The organism is Paractinoplanes durhamensis (assembly GCF_016862175.1).
Classification (GTDB): domain Bacteria; phylum Actinomycetota; class Actinomycetes; order Mycobacteriales; family Micromonosporaceae; genus Actinoplanes; species Actinoplanes durhamensis.
Genome location: NZ_BOML01000018.1, coordinates 20,249 through 38,048, shown reverse-complemented (window position 1 = coordinate 38,048; position 17,800 = coordinate 20,249). Strand labels below are relative to the sequence as shown.

The 17,800-nt window shown below is 70.3% G+C and carries 17 protein-coding genes; 6 read left to right on the top strand and 11 right to left on the bottom strand.

Annotated elements, in window-relative coordinates; all coding sequences use genetic code 11:
• The first annotated feature begins 33 nt into the window (after window positions 1-33).
• Window positions 34-825, top strand: a complete 792-nt coding sequence (locus Adu01nite_RS09515) for a GntR family transcriptional regulator (RefSeq protein WP_203726203.1) — start codon at window positions 34-36, stop codon at window positions 823-825.
• Between the two features lie 237 nt (window positions 826-1,062).
• Here the strand turns inward: Adu01nite_RS09515 and Adu01nite_RS09510 are convergent, their stop codons facing one another.
• From Adu01nite_RS09510 to Adu01nite_RS09500, 3 genes are all read right to left on the bottom strand, one after another.
• Window positions 1,063-1,323: a hypothetical protein gene (locus tag Adu01nite_RS09510; RefSeq protein ID WP_203726202.1), complete on the bottom strand. Its 261-nt coding sequence runs from the start codon at window positions 1,321-1,323 to the stop codon at window positions 1,063-1,065.
• 781 nt (window positions 1,324-2,104) lie between these two features.
• Entirely contained in the window at window positions 2,105-3,343 is a 1,239-nt protein-coding gene (mshC, locus tag Adu01nite_RS09505) for a cysteine--1-D-myo-inosityl 2-amino-2-deoxy-alpha-D-glucopyranoside ligase (RefSeq protein WP_203726201.1), read from the bottom strand.
• A 71-nt stretch (window positions 3,344-3,414) separates the two neighbouring features.
• The gene (locus Adu01nite_RS09500) at window positions 3,415-4,410 is read right to left on the bottom strand and encodes an aldo/keto reductase (protein WP_203726200.1); all 996 of its coding nucleotides are present in this window, start codon (window positions 4,408-4,410) and stop codon (window positions 3,415-3,417) included.
• Between the two features lie 195 nt (window positions 4,411-4,605).
• On the opposite strand from Adu01nite_RS09500, the gene Adu01nite_RS09495 reads away from it, so the two are divergent.
• Window positions 4,606-5,964, top strand: coding sequence for an MFS transporter (locus Adu01nite_RS09495; RefSeq protein WP_203726199.1), 1,359 nt, complete (start codon window positions 4,606-4,608; stop codon window positions 5,962-5,964).
• Between the two features lie 56 nt (window positions 5,965-6,020).
• Here Adu01nite_RS09495 and Adu01nite_RS09490 read toward each other — a convergent pair whose 3' ends face one another.
• From Adu01nite_RS09490 to Adu01nite_RS09470, 5 genes are all read right to left on the bottom strand, one after another.
• Window positions 6,021-6,629 carry a DEAD/DEAH box helicase family protein gene (locus tag Adu01nite_RS09490; RefSeq protein WP_203726198.1) on the bottom strand — a complete coding sequence of 203 codons (609 nt, stop codon included), beginning with the start codon at window positions 6,627-6,629 and terminating at the stop codon, window positions 6,021-6,023.
• Window positions 6,630-6,883: 254 nt separating this feature from the next.
• Window positions 6,884-7,699 carry an SCO1664 family protein gene (locus tag Adu01nite_RS09485; protein WP_203726197.1) on the bottom strand — a complete coding sequence of 272 codons (816 nt, stop codon included), beginning with the start codon at window positions 7,697-7,699 and terminating at the stop codon, window positions 6,884-6,886.
• Window positions 7,696-8,310: a DUF3090 domain-containing protein gene (locus tag Adu01nite_RS09480; protein ID WP_203726196.1), complete on the bottom strand. Its 615-nt coding sequence runs from the start codon at window positions 8,308-8,310 to the stop codon at window positions 7,696-7,698. The genes Adu01nite_RS09485 and Adu01nite_RS09480 overlap by 4 nt, the downstream gene beginning before the upstream one ends.
• Window positions 8,311-8,419: 109 nt before the next feature.
• Window positions 8,420-9,100, bottom strand: a complete 681-nt coding sequence (locus Adu01nite_RS09475; RefSeq protein ID WP_203726195.1) for a histidine phosphatase family protein — start codon at window positions 9,098-9,100, stop codon at window positions 8,420-8,422.
• Complete coding sequence (locus tag Adu01nite_RS09470; protein WP_203726194.1) at window positions 9,100-10,152, bottom strand: LLM class F420-dependent oxidoreductase; 1,053 nt, start codon at window positions 10,150-10,152, stop codon at window positions 9,100-9,102. Before Adu01nite_RS09470 ends, Adu01nite_RS09475 begins: the two co-directional genes overlap by 1 nt.
• Before the next feature lie 132 nt (window positions 10,153-10,284).
• Between Adu01nite_RS09470 and Adu01nite_RS09465 the strand changes: the two genes are divergently transcribed.
• Window positions 10,285-11,280 (top strand): aldo/keto reductase, encoded by a 996-nt coding sequence (locus tag Adu01nite_RS09465; protein WP_203726193.1) that lies wholly within the window; start codon window positions 10,285-10,287, stop codon window positions 11,278-11,280.
• A 34-nt stretch (window positions 11,281-11,314) separates the two neighbouring features.
• Window positions 11,315-11,506, top strand: a complete 192-nt coding sequence (locus Adu01nite_RS09460; RefSeq protein ID WP_203726192.1) for a DUF5703 family protein — start codon at window positions 11,315-11,317, stop codon at window positions 11,504-11,506.
• Between the two features lie 7 nt (window positions 11,507-11,513).
• Here the strand turns inward: Adu01nite_RS09460 and Adu01nite_RS09455 are convergent, their stop codons facing one another.
• Both Adu01nite_RS09455 and Adu01nite_RS09450 read right to left on the bottom strand, forming a co-directional pair.
• The gene (locus Adu01nite_RS09455; RefSeq protein WP_203726191.1) at window positions 11,514-12,185 is read right to left on the bottom strand and encodes a hypothetical protein; all 672 of its coding nucleotides are present in this window, start codon (window positions 12,183-12,185) and stop codon (window positions 11,514-11,516) included.
• A 30-nt stretch (window positions 12,186-12,215) separates the two neighbouring features.
• On the bottom strand, window positions 12,216-13,523 hold the full coding sequence (locus Adu01nite_RS09450) for a M20/M25/M40 family metallo-hydrolase (protein WP_203726190.1): 1,308 nt from the start codon (window positions 13,521-13,523) through the stop codon (window positions 12,216-12,218).
• 54 nt (window positions 13,524-13,577) lie between these two features.
• On the opposite strand from Adu01nite_RS09450, the gene Adu01nite_RS09445 reads away from it, so the two are divergent.
• The gene (locus Adu01nite_RS09445) at window positions 13,578-14,159 is read left to right on the top strand and encodes a hemerythrin domain-containing protein (protein ID WP_307836610.1); all 582 of its coding nucleotides are present in this window, start codon (window positions 13,578-13,580) and stop codon (window positions 14,157-14,159) included.
• Between the two features lie 100 nt (window positions 14,160-14,259).
• Window positions 14,260-15,255 carry a LysR family transcriptional regulator gene (locus tag Adu01nite_RS09440; RefSeq protein WP_203726189.1) on the top strand — a complete coding sequence of 332 codons (996 nt, stop codon included), beginning with the start codon at window positions 14,260-14,262 and terminating at the stop codon, window positions 15,253-15,255.
• Between the two features lie 3 nt (window positions 15,256-15,258).
• Here Adu01nite_RS09440 and Adu01nite_RS09435 read toward each other — a convergent pair whose 3' ends face one another.
• Complete coding sequence (locus Adu01nite_RS09435) at window positions 15,259-17,757, bottom strand: ATP-dependent Clp protease ATP-binding subunit (protein WP_203726188.1); 2,499 nt, start codon at window positions 17,755-17,757, stop codon at window positions 15,259-15,261.
• Between the last annotated feature and the right edge of the window lie 43 nt (window positions 17,758-17,800).

Genomic DNA, 17,800 nt, shown 5'->3' with positions numbered 1-17,800 from the left:
GGCATCCTAGGAACCTAGGGTTCGGAGGTCGGCATGACGATCAATCCAGGGGCGGCGGAGTTCCCGCACCGCCAGATCGCCTCGCAGCTGCGCGAGCGCATCCGCCGCGGTGACTGGCAGCCCGGCGAGCGCCTCCCGTCCATCCCGGCGATGGCGGAGATGTTCGGCGTGGCCAAGCAGACCGTGCAGCGCACCGTCGATCAGCTGCGGGTCGAGGGCATCCTGATCACCAAGCCCGGATCCGGTACGTACGTCCGCGGCACCCGCCGCCGTCTCAACCGGCTGTCCCGCGGCCGCTACGGCGCCCATCGCGGTTACCACGCCGACCTGGCCGCCCGCTATCGGCAGCAGCTGGTGTCGGTCGCCCGCGAACCCGCTCCCCCGGAGGTGGCGGACGCGTTCGGGGTGCGCGACGGCACCGAGATGCTGGCCCGCCGGCACCTCGTGCGCACCGACGACGCCACCGTCGAGGTGGGCGCGTCGTGGTTCCGGGTGGCGGACGTGTCCGGCACCTCGCTGGAGCGGGCCGAGGCGTTCGGCCGCCCGCTCTACCAGGAGGCCGAGGATGTCCTCGGCAAACGCTACGCGTCGGCCACCGACACGATCAGCGCCCGGCAACCCAGTCGCGACGAGGCCGAGATCCTGCAGATCCGCCCGGACACCCCGGTGCTGCACCTGCTGCACGTGGCCTTCGACGAGACCCGCAAGCCGATCGAGGTGGCCCAGGCGACCTGGCCGGGCCCGATGACCACGCTCACCGAGGAATACCGCATCCCGGCCCCGGTCCCCACCCCCGACCCCGGCCCGGGCCTGACCCTCACCTGAGCAGCTTGCGCAGGAATCGCGGGAGGTGCGGGTCGCACCGTGCCGGGTCGATCTCGCCGGGCGCGACCCAGCGCATCCGGTGGAACTCGCCGGCGTCCGAGCCTTCCGTCCGAGCCTTCCGTCCGAGCCTTCCGTCCGGGGCCTGGAACGGCGAAGACCCGAGGGGCCCAGTGGGCTCCTCGGGTCTCAGTTGTCAGTGCTGGAGTGCAACAAGGCTCCTGCTACCGACGAATGTTGTCAGAGACGGCCGATGCCGGTACCCAGCACGCCGATGCCGATGTTGCTGAGGAAGTTGAACTCCTGCGTGTTCGAGTTGTCCAGGAACAGGAAGTCGTCACCCTCGTCATCGAAATCGTAGTCGTGGTAGCTGCTGCTGTGGTGGTGGCTGCACTTGCCGTGGTGGTTGTGGGAGGACGCGGCGGAGGCGGGTCCCGCGAGAGCAAGGCTCGCGCCGGTGGCCAGGAGCAGGCCAGCGAGGTACATACCCGGACGACGCATGTTGGTTCCCTTCGAGCGAAATTAGGACTGCGAAAAGTTTGACCTTTCTGCCGGGAAAATGTGGCCGTTTTCTGAAAAGTCCGACGAAAGCCTAGTTATTTCCCAAAAGCCCTCGGAGCGTTGCGGTCAGAGCTACAGTGCCAAGCTCTCTAGCTGCAGTAATGCCGTTTCGGAGCGCTACCGAAGTGGGCACGCTGCGGTGCTGGCGCCATTTTTCGGGCCGCCGATCGCGACACGCCGAAGGGCGACCGCGACACGCGACCGCCCTTCGTAACTGTTCACCAGGTCCGGCCGAACGTCCCGCAGGTCAGGCTGTTACTCGATGATCGGCCGGAAGGCAGCGGCCAGGCTGCCGACTTCGCGGAAGTTGGGGCCTCACCGTCGCAACATGAGGCCGAGATCCAGGAAATCGAGGTCTCGTCGCAACATGAGGCCGAGATCCAGGAAATCGAGGTCTCGTCGCACACCCGAGGCCCCGACATCAAGAAAATCGACGTCCTGACCCGCGTCGCGTAGACCGCTATCAAGGAAATCGGGCTGACCGACCGGCCTCACGCCGACTACGGCTACGGCTACGGCTACGGCTACGGCTACGGCTACGGCTACGGCTACGGCTACGGCTACGGCTACGACCATCCCCCGTGAATGATCGCGAAGGCGGTTTTCCGGATGGCGCTCGGCGACCCGGCGCGTCCGGTCGGGCGGCATCTGGCCGGACAGACGGCATCAACCCGACGGAGCAACCAGCTGAACCAGTTGGGTCCTTCGGGAACAGCAGTTGTCAGAGGCGAATGCCCAGCAACGCGTCCACCGTGCGCGACATCAGCGCCGGCGACGATTCGTCGTCGCCGGTGGCGGTCAGCGCCGCCTCGCACCAGGCGTCGACGACCGCCAGCACCGCCGGAGTGTCCAGGTCGTTGCCGAGGCTCTCCCGGACGGCGGCCAGCAGGCCCTCGCCGGACGGGCCGGTCGGCGCGACGGCCGCGGCCCGCCAGCGGGCCAGCCGCTCCGCACCGGACTTCAGCACGTCGTCGGTCCACTCCCGGTCGGCCCGGTAGTGCCCGGACAGCAGGCCGAGGCGCACCGCCATCGGGTCGACGCCGTCGCCGCGCAGCCGGGACACGAAGACCAGGTTGCCCTTGGACTTCGACATCTTCTCGCCGTCGAGGCCGATCATGCCGGCGTGCACGTAGTGCGCGGCGAACGGCTCCGCGCCGGTCAGCGTCTCGGCGTGCGCGGCCGAACACTCGTGGTGCGGGTAGAGCAGGTCGTTGCCGCCGCCCTGCACGTCGATGGTGTCGCCGAGCAGGCCGAGCGCGATGGTCGCGCACTCGATGTGCCAGCCGGGGCGGCCCGGGCCGAGATCGCCGCCGTCCCAGGCCGGCTCGCCGTCGCGGGCGCCGCGCCACAGCAGCGGGTCGAGCGGGTCACGCTTGCCGGCCCGCTCCGGGTCACCGCCGCGCTCGGCGGAGAGCACGGTCATCTCGTCCCGGCCGAGGTTGGACTCGTAGCCGAACCGCGGCGCCGCCGCGATCGTGAAGTAGACGTCGCCGGTGCCGTCGTCGAGCGTGTAGGCCGACCCCGCGGCCACCAGCTCGCGCACGTGCTCGGCGATGGCCGGGATGGACTCGACCGCCCCCACGTAGTGGGCCGGCGGGATGATCCGCAGAGCCTCCATGTCCTCGCGGAAGAGAGCGGTCTCCCGCATCGCGAGGACCACCCAGTCCTCCCCGTCGCGGGCGGCCCGCTCGAGCAGCGGGTCGTCGATGTCGGTCACGTTCTGCACGTAGCGGACGTCGAACCCGGCATCGCGCCAGGCCCGGTTGACCAGGTCGAACGTGATCATCGTGGCCGCATGACCCAGATGGGTGGCGTCATAGGGGGTGATGCCGCAGACATACATCGTCGCGGTCTCCCCCGGCGCGGTCGGCGACACCGCCCGCCGGGCCGAGTCGAACAGCCGCGGCGCCGGCGCCGCCCCCGGCAGAGTCGGCACGTCGTGCCCGGTCCATGCGTCCATGGTCACGAGCCTATCGAGCAGTTATGACAGAAATCGAAGCCGTGAGGTTTACCTCACGGACACAAACCCGGTCAGAGGTTGGTCTGGGCCTCCAGGAAGTCGGGGTACCGGCCGCCCTGGATCTCGATCTTGTCCGACAATGCGGTCAACCGGTGCAGATCGTCGCCGGACAGCTCGACGTCCGCCGCGCCGAGGTTCTCCCGGAGCCGGTGCGGCTTGGTCGTGCCCGGGATCGGCACGATCCACGGTTTCCGGGCCAGCAGCCAGGCGAGCGCGACCTGGCCGGGGGTGGCATCGTGGGTCGCGGCGATCGCGGTGACCTCGTCGACCATCGCCATGTTGTGCGACAGCGCCTCGGCCGCGAAGCGCGGGATCTGCGCGCGGAGGTCGGTGCCCTCGGCGAAGGTGGTCGTTGCGGTGACCGTGCCGGTGAGGAAGCCCTTGCCGAGCGGGCTGAAGGGCACGAAGCCGATGCCCAGCTCCGCGCACACGTCGAGGACCTCCTCCTCGGGCCGGCGCCACCACAGCGAGTACTCGCTCTGCACGGCGGTCACCGGCTGCACCGCGTGGGCCCGGCGGATCGTGCCGGCCGCCGCCTCGGACAGACCGTAATGCTTGACCTTGCCGGCCTCGATGAGCCCGTTCACGACGCCGGCGAACTCCTCGATCGGCACGTCGGGGTTGATCCGGTGCTGGTAGTAGAGGTCGATCGCCTCGACCCGCAGCCGCCGCAGCGAGCCCTCGACAACCCGGGCCAAGCCTTCGGGGCGCAGCAGGCGACCGGTGTTCGTCCGCTGCTCCGGGTCGATCTCGGCGGCGAACTTGGTCGCGATGACGACCTGATCGCGGAACGGCTCGAGCGCCTCGCCGACCAGTTCCTCATTGGCGTGCGGCCCGTAGATCTCGGCGGTGTCGAAGAGGGTGACGCCCTGCTCCACCGCGGCCCGGAGGAGGGCGATCATCTCGGGACGCTCGGGTGCGCCGCCGTAGCCGCCGGTCATCGTCATACAGCCCAGGCCGAGGGCGGAGACCTCCAGCCCGCGGGCACCGAGGGTGCGCTTCTGCATCGTGTTCGCTCCTACGATCGGTCGGCCTGCTCCGGCGTGATCTTCGCGCGCCTCGTGGTGCGGAACTCCCGGATCTCGGCGCGGTTGTCCATACCGATGACGCTACGTCACCGGCCCGGCGCGAGAGGGGTGGAGATTGTCCCCCCGACAGGCGCGCCCTGCCGGACCTCCGGCGGGGCGCGGTTGGATGAGTTCATGCCCGATGCGCCGCATGCCCGTACCGTCCTGGCGGTCGGCTCGCTGGGGTTCTTCCTCATCACGCTCGACATCTCGATCGTCAACGTCGCGCTGCCCAACATCACCCGGGATCTCGGCGGCGGTGTCACCGGGCAGCAGTGGACCATCGACGGCTACACGCTGTTGTTCGCCTCGCTTCTCCTGTTCGCCGGGAACCTGGCCGACCGGGTCGGGGCGAAGAAAGCGCTGATCCTGGGGATCGTCGTGTTCACGCTCGCGTCGGCGGCGTGCGCGGCCGCTCCCGGCATCGGTGCGCTCGTCGCCGCCCGCTGCGTTCAAGGGGCCGGGGCCGCGGTCATGCTGCCGGCCTCGATGGCGCTCATTCGGGAAGCCTTTCCGGACAGCGGGCGGCGGGCGCGGGCCCTCGGGGTGTGGGCCGTCGGCGGGGCGGTTGCCGGGCTGGTCGGCCAGCCGCTCGGCGGCCTGCTCACCACCGTGGACTGGCGGCTGGTGTTCACCATCAACCTGCCGGTCGGCGTCGGCATGGTGCTGTTCCTGGTCGGGGTGGCCCGCTCGCCCGTCCGGCCGGCCCGCTTCGACTGGGCCGGGCAGGTCCTCGCCGTCGTCGCGCTGGCCGGGCTCGTCTACGGGCTGATCGAAGGCGGGCACCTCGGGTTCGGCTCGCCGGCGGTCGTCGCCACCCTCGTGGTCGCCGCGGCCGCGGTCGTTGCGTTCGTCCTCGTGCAGGCCCGGGTGGCGCATCCGATGATGCCGCTCGGACTGTTCCGGTCGGCGGGCTTTCGGATCGCGCTCTCGGTCGGGTTCGCCTTCATGGTCGGGAACTACGGCAACGTCTTCGTCACCAGCCTCTTTCTGCAGCAGTACCTCGGGCTGTCGCCGCTGCGGGCCGGGCTCGTCTACATCCCGTCCGCGGTCTTCGCGATCATCGGCAACCTGAGCAGTGGGCTGCTCACCAACCGGTTCGGGGCGCGGCTGCCGGTCGTCGGCGGGCAGCTGATGATGGTGCTCGGCCTGGCCGCGCTGCTCGCCACCGTGCATCTGCGGTCGGTGCCGCTGGTCGCGCTGTGCGTCATTCCGATCGGGGCCGGTGGCTCGCTGGCCATGCCCGCGGTCACCTCGGTGGTCCTCGACGGGGTCGACCCGGCCCAGGCCGGCACCGCCAGCGCCGTCTTCAACACGTTCCGCCAGGTCGGCGGCGCGGTCGCCATCGCCGTGTTCGGTTCCCTGATCGCCGGCTCGGCCACGTTCCTGCCCGGGGCACGGGCGAGCCTGGCGATCGCGGCCGTTCTGCTGCTGGTCACCGCCGTGATCAGCCTGCGGGTCCGCCCTCGGCAAACCGCCCAGCCGCCGGTATAGGCGGCCTCCGGCCGCCGTTCGCGGCGGCCGGAGCTGGAGCGCCTACTCGTCGCGATTCACTCTGACGGGCCGGCCACCGGAGCGGGGGTGTGGCGGGGCAGCTCGAAGTGGGTGATCACCCGCTCGGCGGTCTCGGCCGGGGGCAGGTCGGTGTTGTCCACGCGGAGGTAGTCGGGGTTTCCGGTGAACTCGTCGGTGGAGTTGAGGCGGTGGCCGGCGTCCAACTCCAGCAGGAGTTCTCGGGAGCGGGTTACGTCGCGTTTCGATGGTTTCTCGGCCAGGCGCCACTCGTGTTCGTTGCGGCGCAACCTCTCCTCCTGCGTCGTCTCCAGCTCGACGTAGAGGATCCGGGCCCCGGCCGCGCGGAACGCCTTTGCGTAGCGGTCCACCGACTCGTCGCAGGCCGGCAGGTCGAACGCCCAGACGTAGGTGAAGATCATGCCGGGGAGCTCGCTGGCGGCCACCTCCTCGAACAGGGCGCTGCGGAAACCCTCGACCAGGCGGGCGAACGGCGGGCTGCCGAACTCGAAGAAGCGCAGCACCGGCTCGATCGTCATGTGGTTGTGGAACAGCGGGAACCCGGTGCGTTCGGCGATCTCGTGGCCGACGGCCGCCTTCCCGACGGCGGGCGGGCCGATGATGAACAGCAATGTCGGTGCGGGCACCCGGCGAGGGTAACGGCCCATCGGCGGACGCAGCCGCCCATTTTCGACGGCTGCGCGGTGGCAGCCCAGCGCCTTCGGCGGCGACGGCCCGGTGGTTCTCGGCCCAAATGGTTCGCGGCCCGGTGGGTCGGCGGCGTCAGCCGCCTGCTTTGGGGCCGGGCCCGCCCGGTGTGGCGTGAGGAGAACGAGTGGCACTCAGCGGGGCGCAGCGGCGGGGACTCGTCGGGCCCTCGTATTTATAGAGTCTTTGAATTTCAGACCGGAGGCCATGGGATCGCCGGCCAGTCCTGCGGGGGTTTGGGGAAGCGGCCGGCTCGTTGCAGGCGGCGGACCCGCAGGCGGACCTGCTGGACCTCGGTGACCGTGAGGTGTTCCTCGAGGGTGCTGCCCAGGGGGCCGTCGAGGTCGGTGGACAGCCTGGTCAGGACGTCGGTGGCCTCGCCGATCAGGGCCTTGCCGGTCCAGCCCCAGAGGACGGTGCGCAGTTTGTTCTCCACGTGGAAGCTGACGCCGTGGTCGACGCCGTGGATCGCACCCGTGGCGGGGTAGAGGACGTGGCCGCCCTTGCGGTCGGCGTTGTTGATCACCGCGTCGAAGACGGCCAGGCGGGCCAGGCGCTGGTCGTCGGCGTGGGCCAGGGCGAAGGCGTCGCCGTCGTCGTCGCGGGCGTTCGCCACCGCTATCCAGCCCTGCGGGACGTCGTAGGCGGGCACGAAACCGATCAGCGACTCGGCGTCCTCCGGCTCGTCGATCCACAGTTGGAGGGCCCCGGGGCCGAGCGGACCGTCCCGCAGGATGGTCGGCGGGACCAGGCCCCAGCCCGTGGCCTGCGAGACCAGGAACGCGGAGACCTCGCGGCCGGCCAGGGTGCCGTCGGGGAAATCCCAGAGTGGGCGTTCGCCGCGGACCGGTTTGTAGACGCAGCGGCGGGTCAGGCCGTCGAGGGTGATCTCGGCGCGCAGCGTCGTGTTGGACGCGTCGACCAGGCGGCCCTCGATCTCGATCTGCCCGCGGGCGAGCAACTCCAGTGCTTCGCTCTCCGCCAGGGCGGCCGAGGGCTCGGTGGTCACCGGTGGTAGCCGTTGTGCCGGGGGCAGAGGTGGCCGGCCGGGTCGAGCGGCTGGCCGCAGAGCGGGCACGGTGGGCGGCCGGCGGCGACGACGCGGCGGGCGCGGTCGATGAACGCCCTGGTCGCCTCGGGGCTCAGCCGGACGCGCAGGCGGTCGAGGTCGTCGTCGGGCTCGTCGTCGTCTTCGTCATCGTCGTCATCGGTGTCGTCGTCATCGGTGTCGGGGGCGTCGTCGTCCTCGCCGAGCTCGATCTCCACCTCGGCCTCGCCGGCCTCGATCGCCTCGATGACCACGGTGCCGCTGTCGACGTCGAAGGCGAGGCCCAGCGTGCCGACCCGGAACTCCTCGTCGACGGGGGTGTCGAGCGGCTCGTTGTCGTGCACGGCGAGAATCGGCGCCTCGGGCAGGTCGACGCCGAAACGCTTGTTGGCCTCGACGAGCAACTCCTCCAGCTTCTCGGCGAGGAGGGACACCTGGACCTTCTCCAGGGCGACGCTGATCACCCGCCCGGCGCCGCGGGCCTGGAGGAAGAACGTCCGGTCGCCCGGCTCGCCCACCGTGCCGGCCACGAACCGCTCCGGCGGCTCGAACGAGTGCACCTGGTGGCTCATGCGAACAACCCTATCGACCCTTGCCGCGGATCGCGCACCCTGCGTGCCCCGGTTCGCCGAGGGCGCAACCGACACCCACCAGGGGTAACACGCCGGTCACACAAAGGTGTCAGACGCCCGCGCCGGCCCCGCCGCCGACCGCGGCGTCCGAGTCGGTGCCGGTGCTTTTGGGGGGTACGAGGGTGCGCAGGTCCCCGCCCTCGTTGACCCGGACGACGAACGGCCGGGTCGGGGTGTACCGGATCACGCTGATCGAGGCCGGGTCGGCGACGATCCGCTGGAACTGGTCGAGGTGCAGGCCGAGCGCGTCGGCGATGATGGCCTTGATCACATCACCGTGGGTGCAGGCGAGCCAGAGCGCCTCCGGCCCGTGCTCCTCGGTGATCTTGGCGTCCCAGCGGCGGATGGTGCCGATGGCCCTGGCCGACATATCCGACATGGCCTCACCGTTCGGGAAGACCGCCGCGCTCGGGTGCTGCTGGACGACCGACCAGAGCGGCTCTTTGCTCAGGTCCTTGAGCTTTTGACCCTCCCAGTCGCCGTAGCCGCACTCGATCAATCCGTCATCTTCGTATATGTCGGATTCGGGCAGGGCAAGCTCGACCGTGTTGCGGCAGCGCTTGAGCGGGCTCGACACCACCGCGGCCAAGGGCAGGGGGCGCAGCCGATCCCCCGCCCGCTCGGCCTGCGTACGGCCGGTCTCGTCGAGGTCGACCGGACGGCGGCCGGCCAGCTCGCCACTGGCGTTGGCCGTCGTGCGCCCATGCCGCAGCAGGAGGACGGTGGCCATTATTCGGCCACGCCGGACTCTTCGTACGCCTCGGCGACGATCCGCAGGGTGTCGATGCCGCTCTTCAGATCGCCGACGTACGGGCTGATCGAGAGGGTGCCGACGCCGGCCGCCGCGTACTGCTTGATGCGTTCCTTGACCTGGATCTTGTTGCCGACGATCGAGGTGCGCTCGATGAACTCCTGCGGGATCGCCTCGGCCGCCTCCGCCTTCTGGCCGCTCAGATAGAGATCCTGCACCTTCTTGGCGGCGTCGGCGTAGCCCATCCGGACCGCGAGCTGGTTGTAGAAGTTCTGCTCCCGGCTGCCCATGCCGCCCACGTAGAGCGCCGCGTACGGCCGCACCACGTCGGCGCACCAGGCGGCGTTGTCGCCGATCACCACCGGGACCGTCGGCGCCACGTCGAAACCGGTCAGGCCGAGCCCGCGCTTGGCCCGGCCGCGCTCGATGTGCTGCAGGTATTCGCCCGCGGCGTCGGGCGCGAAGAAGATCGCCAGCCAGCCGTCGGCGACCTCACCGGCCAGCTCCAGGTTTTTCGGGCCGACCGCGGCCAGGTAGATCGGGATGTCCGTGCGCGGCGGCCGGAAGCCCAGCTTGAGGGCCTTGCCCGCGCCGTCCGGCAGCGGCAGCGTGTAGTGCTGCCCCTGGTAGGAGACCGGCTGGCGGGCCAGCGCCATCTTGACGATGTCGACATATTCCCTGGTGCGCTGCAGCGGCTTGGCGAACCGGACACCGTGCCAGCCCTCGGAGACCTGCGGGCCGGAGACGCCCAGGCCGAGCCGGAACCGGCCGCCGGAGAGCGCGTCGATGGTGGCCGCGGTCATCGCGGTCATCGCCGGGGTGCGCGCCGGGATCTGCATCACGGCCGCGCCCAGATCGATCTGCCGGGTCTGGCCGGCCATCCAGGCGAGCATGCTGACCGCGTCCGACCCGTACGCCTCGGCCGACCAGGCCACCGCGAAGCCGAGCCGATCCGCCTCCTGGGCCATCGCCAGGTGATCGGCGGGCGTCGTCCACGCCGCCTGATATCCGAGGCTGATTCCGAGCCGCACGTGTCCTCCAGGTTTTGCCGTTCCTGTCTGCGAGCCTATCCACCCACGCTGCGTAGTTTCCGTCCGGTAACCGACGCGGTTGACCTGGGCCGGAGCATTTCCCTACGGACACAGTGCGAATAAGGTTCACTCGTGCAACAGCGACCGCTCGGCCGAAGCGGGCTGGCGGTCTCCCGGCTCGCGCTCGGCACCATGACCTGGGGACGGGACACCGATCCCGACGACGCGGCCGCCCAGCTCAAGTTCTACCTGGAGGCCGGCGGCACCACCATCGACACCGCCGATGTGTACGGCGATGGTGACGCCGAGGCGGTGATCGGCTCGCTGCTCGACCACCTGGTGCCGCGCGACGAAGTGGTGATCGCCACCAAGGCCGGCCTGACTCCGTATGGTTACCGCCGCCGCGACGGCTCCCGGGGCAACCTGCTGCGCTCGCTGGACGCGTCGCTGCGCCGGCTCGGCACCGACTACGTCGACCTGTGGCAGGTGCACGGGTACGACACGGTCACCCCGCTCGAGGAGACCCTGGCCGCGCTCGACCACGCCGTCTCGTCCGGCCGGGTCCGCTACGTCGGCGTGTCCAACTTCGCGGCCTGGCAGACCACCCGCGCCGCGACCTGGCAGTCCGCCTATCCGGGCCGGGCCCCGATCGTCGCCAGCCAGATGGAGTATTCGCTGCTGGAGCGCGGCATCGAGCGCGAGCTGCTGCCCGCCTCCACCGCGCTCGGGTTCGGCGTGCTGGCCTGGTCGCCGCTGGGCCGGGGGGTGCTCACCGGGAAATACCGCAACGGCCGGCCGCTCGACTCGCGGGCCGCCACCGAGCACCTGGCCGGCTTCGTGCAGACCTATCTGGAGCCGCGCAGCTCGAGCATCGTGCAGGCGGTGGCGACCGCGGCGGCCGGCCTCGGGGTCTCCCCGATCGAGGTGTCGATCGCCTGGGTCCGCGACCGGCCCGGCGTGGCCGCCCCGATCCTGGGTGCCCGCACCGCCGCCCAGCTGCAGGGCGCGCTGCAGAGTGAGGACCTGACACTGCCCGCGGAAATCGCCGGCGCGCTCGACGATGTGTCCGCCATCGACGTCGGATATCCCGAGCGTGAGGGCGTCGGGTACCCCGATTCCGAGGGGTAGCCGACCGGTGGATCGTGAGCGCATATTAGACGTCATGGATTACGAATATGCGCCGCTGCGATTGCCCTCGAACGTCGATCGGTTGACCGCAGCGGCGCAGCTCGCGATACAGGCGGAGTTCTCCGGCTGGGAGTTGGCCCGGGTGCAGCTGTTCCGGGACGGCAGCCGGAAAGTGGTGCTCCGGCGCCGCGTCCAGCCGAACTCCCAGCCGGGTCTGTCGTACTAGTCAGCTGCTAGTGGTTGTGCCCGGCGTGGTCCTCTTCCTCATCGGGAAGGAACGGGTGCTCGTCGAGCCGGCCCACGAGCAGGTCACCCTCGCGGGGGGCGAACGGGCCGTCGCCGTCCGAGTCCTCGAAGGCCTCGAGGTCGAGCGGCTCCGCGATCTCGCTCACGGTCAGCAGGCCGTCGAGCGGCTCCAGCTCGGGCACGTCGAGCGACGACAGCGAACCGTCGCCGGCCTGCAGCAGCTCGAGCACGGCCTCGCCGACACTCTCGACCGCACCGGCGGCCTCGTCCTCCGGCACCGAGTTGCGGCGGGCCGCATCGGCCACCCGCAGCAGCGCCGAGACGCTCGGCACCCGGTAGTCGCGGCGCTGGCGCACCGAGATCACCTGCGGGTAGGGGTCGGTCGACTCGGCCGCGTCGTAGCCGTCGACGCCCAGGCCGAAGCGCTGGTCGGCCTCGTCCGGGTCGATCGACTCGACATCCCACGGCGTGACCTCACCGAACGCGTCGAGAAGCTTCTCGTCGTACGCGAATGAGGCGTTGTTCAGGTTGACGTACGCCTGCCAGACGTCGTCGTCATCGATACGGCCGGCGGCCGCCTTGACCGCCGCGAGATGCGCCTTGGCGGCCTCAACTACCGCCTCGAGAGCGGCATCGAGTTCCGCGTTCTGGTCGGTCATCTATCGGGTCCCTCCGGGAAAACGGAAAAATCAACTGTTTCGGAGCAAGCGGTCCAGTACACGCACGCCGAACTCTAGTCCCTCCACCGGAACCCGCTCGTCGATGCCATGGAACAGCGCGGCGAAGTTGAGGTCCGGGGGAAGGCGCAGCGGCGCGAACCCGAAACAGTTGATACCAAGCGTCGCGAACGCCTTCGCGTCGGTGCCCCCGGACATGAGGTACGGCACCGTCCGGGCCCCCGGGTCCTCGGCCCGCAGGGCCGCCCCCATGGCGTCGACCAGCGCCCCGCCGAACTCGGTCTCCACCGCCGGCTGCTGCTGAATGTGCTCGATCTCGATGTCCGGGCCGATCAGGTCGCGCAGCTCGGCCAGGAACGACTCGGCCTCCCCCGGAAGGGTGCGGCAGTCGATGGTGGCGGACGCCCGGCCGGGGATCACGTTGTCCTTGTAGCCGGCCTGCAGCCGGGTCGGGTTCGCGGTGTTCCGGATGGTCGCGCCGATCAGGTTGGCGATCGGGCCCAGCTTCGACACCGCCAGCTCCGGGTCGTCCGGGTCGAGGTCGATGCCGAGCGCGTCGGACACCTCCTGCAGGAACCGGCGGACGGTCGGGGTGACCACCACCGGGAACCGGTGCCGGCCGACCGCGGCGACCGCCTCACTCAGCGCGGTGACCGCGTTGTCGTCGTGGATGAACGAGCCGTGCCCGGGCCGGCCGGTGGCGTGCAGGCGCAGCCAGTTCAGCCCCTTCTCGGCGGTCTGCACCAGGTAGAGGCGCATGTTGTCGTTCACCGTGTAGGAGTACCCGCCGACCTCGCCGATCGCCTCGGTGCAGCCCTCGAACAGGTCGCGGTGCTTCTTGACGAGGAACTGCGAGCCGTACTCCATGCCGGCTTCCTCGTCGGCGGTGTAGGCCAGCACGATGTCGCGGGGCGGCACGTAACCGGTGCGCTTCCAGTCGCGGACGACGGCCAGCATCATGGCGTCGAAGTCCTTCATGTCGATCGCGCCCCGGCCCCACAGGAAGCCGTCCTTCTCCTCGCCGGCGAACGGCGGGACCGACCACTCGGACGCGTCGGCCGGGACCACGTCGAGGTGGCCGTGCACGAGCAGGGCCCCGCGGGTGCGGTCGGCGCCGGGGATCCGGGCGATCAGGTTGGCCCGTTTCGGGGCTGACTCGTGCACCTCGTACTCGATGCCGACTTCGTCGAGCTTCGCCGCCACGTACTCGGCGGCAACGCGTTCCCCGACCGTGGTCTCCGGGTCGCCGGTGTTCGTGGTGTCGATGCGCAGCAGATCACGGCAGATGCTCGTGACCTCCGCGGCGGCGGTCGTGTTCATCCGCCCTTCTTACCAGGAGTTTGATAAATCATCCGGTCGGGTACCGGCGGTGCCGTGTCCGCGCTGAATCTTCCCCCGCTCCCGCCGGTCGGCGGCGAGACCACCGGTCGCAACGTGATCGATGTCCTGAACGAGCAGCATCTCTCACTCGTGTCGCTCAGCGATCGTCTCCGCGACGATCCGGAGAACCGGCGCCTGGCGAGCGTCATGATCGCCGAGCTCTCCCGGCACCTCTCCGCCGAGGAGCAGTACCTCTACCCGGCCATCAAGAAGGTGGTTCCGGGCGGCGAGGACCTGGCGGCCCGCGAGCTGGCCGAGGACAACGCCCTCCTGGTCCTCCTCAAGAAGCTCGACCGGGGTGAGCCGGCCGCTGCCGAGGTGGCCGAGGCGGTGCGACGGCACGTGGCGGCCGACGCCGAGGAGTTGCTCCCGGTGCTCATGCAGATGGTCCCGGTGGAGGATCTGATCCGGGTCGGTAACCGGGTGGAGATGGCCGAGGAGGCCGCGCCGACCCGTCCGCATCCGGGCACCCCGTCGACCCCGCCCTGGAATAAGATTGTCGATCCGGCCGTCGCGGTGGTCGACAAATTACGCGATGTCGTTACTAGACGTACGACATACCTCGGCGATTTGTAATGTTACCGCCCGGTTACGTAACTGTTTTGTCACACGTAGCGGATCTTTCGGCAGGCTCCAGGGCTAGCCTTCGATGCATTTGAAGCCCTAACGTCACGCTATGAACCTGGAGTTGCGACATCTCAAGGTTGTCTGTGCCATCGCGGAAACCGGCAGCGTGACCAAGGCGGCGTCACAGCTCGGGCTTGCCCAGCCTGCCCTGACCGCGCAACTTCAGCGCATCGAACGCACCCTCGGCGGTCCCCTGTTCGAGCGGGACCGGCGCGGCGCCCGGCCGACCGCTCTCGGCGAGCTCGTCCTCTCCCGCGCCCGGGTGCTGCTGCCCGCGATGAAGGGCCTGCAGGACGAGGCGGCCCGGCTCGCGGGCGCGTCCGGGTCCGAGACGATGAGCCGCTACCGCGTCGGCGCCCTCGGCGGACCGATCCTCGGCGGCATGATCTACCGGCTCTCGATGGCCCAGCCCGACGCCCAGATCACCACCCACGCGTCGTACTACGTGGAGGAACTGGCCACCATGCTGCAGGGTGGCAAGCTCGACTACGCCCAGGTGGGCGTGTGCGGCGACGCGATGCCGGCCGCCGACTACGGCCTGGTCTGGCAGACCGTCGCGGTCGACGCGGTCTGCGTGCTGATGCCCGACGACCACCCGGCCACCAAGGAGGTCGACGTCGACCTGGCCGAGCTGGCCCACGAGCAGTGGGTGGGCAGCACCGGCGACGGCTGCTTCGCCGAGTGTTTCGCGGCGGCCTGCGCCCGGGCCGGCTTCACCCCGCGCCGGGTCCTCGAGACCGACGTGCGCGGCTGCGTCGACATGGTCGAGTCCGGGCTCGCGCTCGGCCTGTGCCAGCCGACGTTCCGCCCGCCGGCCGGGCTGACCTCCCGGCCGATCCGCACCGCCCCGCTGCGCTGGCGGCAGGTGCTGGGCTGGCACCCGGAATCGCCGGCTGCCCGCAGCGCCCCCAAGCTGATCGAGATGGCGCAAGCCGCCTACCAGGAGGTGGTGGCCCGGAATCCGCTCTATGTGGAGTGGACCCGGGACTACCCGCACCTGGGAGGCGGCTCGGTGGAGAACATGACGTCCTTGAGCGCGACCTGAGACTCAGACCTGGAAGCTCAGCTTCCCGTCGACCACGTCGACCTTGACGGTCTGGCCGGCGATCAGGTCGGAGCCGAGCAACAGCTTCGACAGCCGGTTGTCCAGCTCACGCTGGATGGTCCGGCGCAGCGGCCGGGCCCCGAACTCGGGCTGGAAGCCCTTGTCCGCGAGCCAGTCCACCGCCTCAGTGGTGATCTCCAGGGCGATGCCCTGCGCCTCCAACCGGCGCCGGGTCTCCTGCAGCATCAGCTCGGTGATCTGCCGCAACTGGTCGGTCTCCAGCTGCCGGAAGACGATGATCTCGTCGATCCGGTTGATGAACTCCGGCCGCAGCTGCTCCTTGAGCCGCCGGTCGAGGCGGTCCCGCAGTTCCTCATTTGCGGCCCCGGCAGACCCGGTGCCGAACCCGACACTGCGTCGCGTCCCGCTGATCAGGTCGGAGCCGATGTTGCTCGTCATGATCAGCACGGTGTTCTTGAAGGACACCGTCCGGCCCTGGCTGTCGGTCAGCCGCCCGTCGTCCAGCACCTGAAGCAGGATGTTGAACACGTCCGGGTGCGCCTTCTCGATCTCGTCGAGCAGCACCACACTGTACGGCCGGCGGCGGACCGCCTCGGTGAGCTGCCCGGCCTCGTCGTAGCCGACGTATCCCGGGGGCGCACCGACCAGGCGGGACACGGTGTGCCGCTCCTGGAACTCGCTCATGTCGAGCCGGATCATCCGGTCCGAGTCACCGAACAGCGCGTCCGCGAGCGACCGCGCCAGCTCGGTCTTGCCGACGCCGGTCGGGCCGAGGAACAGGAAGCTGCCCACCGGCCGGCCCGGGTCGCCCAGGCCGGCCCGCGAGCGGCGAACCGCCTCGGCGACCGCCTCGACGGCGTCGTCCTGACCGACCACCCGGTCGTGCAGGTGCCCCTCGAGGCGGAGCAGGCGCTCCTTCTCCTCCTCGGTGAGCTGGCTGACCGGGATGCCGGTGGCCCGGGAGACCACCTCGGCGATGTCCGCGCCGGTGACCTGCGGGATGCCATCTGCCGGCTGAAGAGCCTGCTCCAGGCGCGCCCGGATCTCGTTCATCTCGTCGCGCAGTGCGGAGGCCTTCTCGTACTCCTCCGCCGCCACCGCCTGGTCGCGGTCGCGGGACAGCTGCTCGAGGCGCCGCTCGTCGTCCCGCGTGTCGGCCGACGGGGTCTTGACCCGCAGCCGCACCCGGGCGCCGGCCTGGTCGATCAGGTCGATCGCCTTGTCCGGCAGGAACCGGTCGGTGATGTAGCGGTCGGACAGCTCCGCCGCGGCGTCGAGCGCCTCGTCGGTGATCCGCACCTGGTGGTGCGCCTCGTAGTTGTCCCGCAGCCCGCGCAGGATCGCCACGGTGTCCTCGGCACTGGGCTCGCCGATATGCACCGGCTGGAACCGCCGGGCCAGGGCCGCGTCCTTCTCGATGTACTTGCGGTACTCGTCCAGCGTGGTCGCGCCGACCACCCGCAGCTGACCACGGGCCAGCGCCGGCTTGAGCATGTTGGAGGCGTCCATGCCGCCACCGTCGCCGCCACCGCCCGCACCGACCAGGGTGTGGATCTCGTCGAGGAAGACGATCAGGCCGTCGCCCTCGCTCTGGATCTCGTCGATGACCTTGCGCAGCCGCTCCTCGAAGTCGCCCCGGTAGCGGGTGCCCGCGACCAGGCCGGCCAGGTCGAGCTGGATGACCCGCTTACCCTCCAGGGTCAGCGGCACGTCACCGTCCACGATGCGTTGGGCGAGGCCCTCGACGACGGCGGTCTTGCCGACGCCGGCCTCACCGATCAGCACCGGGTTGTTCTTGGTGCGCCGGGACAGGATCTCCACGGCCTGCTCGATCTCGTCGGCCCGCCCGATGACCGGGTCGAGCTCGCCACGGCGGGCCATCTCGGTGAGGTCCACGCCGTACTGCTCGAGGGTGGGGGTCTTGCCGTTGCTGCTGGTCGGGGTGCGCGCCGGGGCCTGCGGCTCGCCGCCCTGCAACGCCTGCGGGTCGAGCTTGCCGGCCAGCAGCCGGCCGGCCGCCGAGTCCGGGTTGAGGCCGAGCGCCATCAGGATGTGCTCCGGCCCCACGTAGGAGGAGCCGAGCGCCCGGGAGATCTGCAGGCTGTCCAGCAGGGCCCGCTTCGCCTGCGGGGTCAGCGCCACCTGCTCGGGCGGGTTCTCCCGCACCCCGGCCGGGCGGCCCAGCGCGGCCAGCAGCGACTCCGGGTCGGCACCGGCGCGGCGCACGGTGTGCTTCATCGCGTCCTGCTGGAGGGCACCCCACAGAAGGTGGTCGGTGTCCAGGTCGGCGATGGTGCGGTCCGGATCGGCGAGCTCAGCGGCACGGCGGGCGGCCGCGGACAGCACCTCACGAGCGTCGCCGCTCATGTACTTCGTGATGTCTATGCGCTGCTGCCGGCGCGGCTCAGCCGCCCCGAAGAAGCGCGCGAACAGGTCGTCCCAGTTGCCCGGGCCACCAGGCCCGATCGGTCCGATGCTCATAAGTCTTCTTCTCTCCTGGTACGTCCTCTGTTGCCCCCGATGC

Bases quoted from the DNA above. Each gene is read 5' to 3' on its own strand.
- Adu01nite_RS09510 (WP_203726202.1), bottom strand. From the start codon at position 1,323: ATGCGTCGTCCGGGTATGTACCTCGCTGGCCTGCTCCTGGCCACCGGC.
- mshC (WP_203726201.1), bottom strand. From the start codon at position 3,343: ATGGACGCATGGACCGGGCACGACGTGCCGACTCTGCCGGGGGCGGCG.
- Adu01nite_RS09440 (WP_203726189.1), top strand. From the start codon at position 14,260: ATGAACCTGGAGTTGCGACATCTCAAGGTTGTCTGTGCCATCGCGGAA.
- Adu01nite_RS09475 (WP_203726195.1), bottom strand. From the start codon at position 9,100: ATGGCCACCGTCCTCCTGCTGCGGCATGGGCGCACGACGGCCAACGCC.
- Adu01nite_RS09435 (WP_203726188.1), bottom strand. From the start codon at position 17,757: ATGAGCATCGGACCGATCGGGCCTGGTGGCCCGGGCAACTGGGACGAC.
- Adu01nite_RS09495 (WP_203726199.1), top strand. From the start codon at position 4,606: ATGCCCGATGCGCCGCATGCCCGTACCGTCCTGGCGGTCGGCTCGCTG.
- Adu01nite_RS09500 (WP_203726200.1), bottom strand. From the start codon at position 4,410: ATGCAGAAGCGCACCCTCGGTGCCCGCGGGCTGGAGGTCTCCGCCCTC.
- Adu01nite_RS09480 (WP_203726196.1), bottom strand. From the start codon at position 8,310: ATGAGCCACCAGGTGCACTCGTTCGAGCCGCCGGAGCGGTTCGTGGCC.
- Adu01nite_RS09460 (WP_203726192.1), top strand. From the start codon at position 11,315: ATGGATTACGAATATGCGCCGCTGCGATTGCCCTCGAACGTCGATCGG.
- Adu01nite_RS09450 (WP_203726190.1), bottom strand. From the start codon at position 13,523: ATGAACACGACCGCCGCCGCGGAGGTCACGAGCATCTGCCGTGATCTG.
- Adu01nite_RS09515 (WP_203726203.1), top strand. From the start codon at position 34: ATGACGATCAATCCAGGGGCGGCGGAGTTCCCGCACCGCCAGATCGCC.
- Adu01nite_RS09455 (WP_203726191.1), bottom strand. From the start codon at position 12,185: ATGACCGACCAGAACGCGGAACTCGATGCCGCTCTCGAGGCGGTAGTT.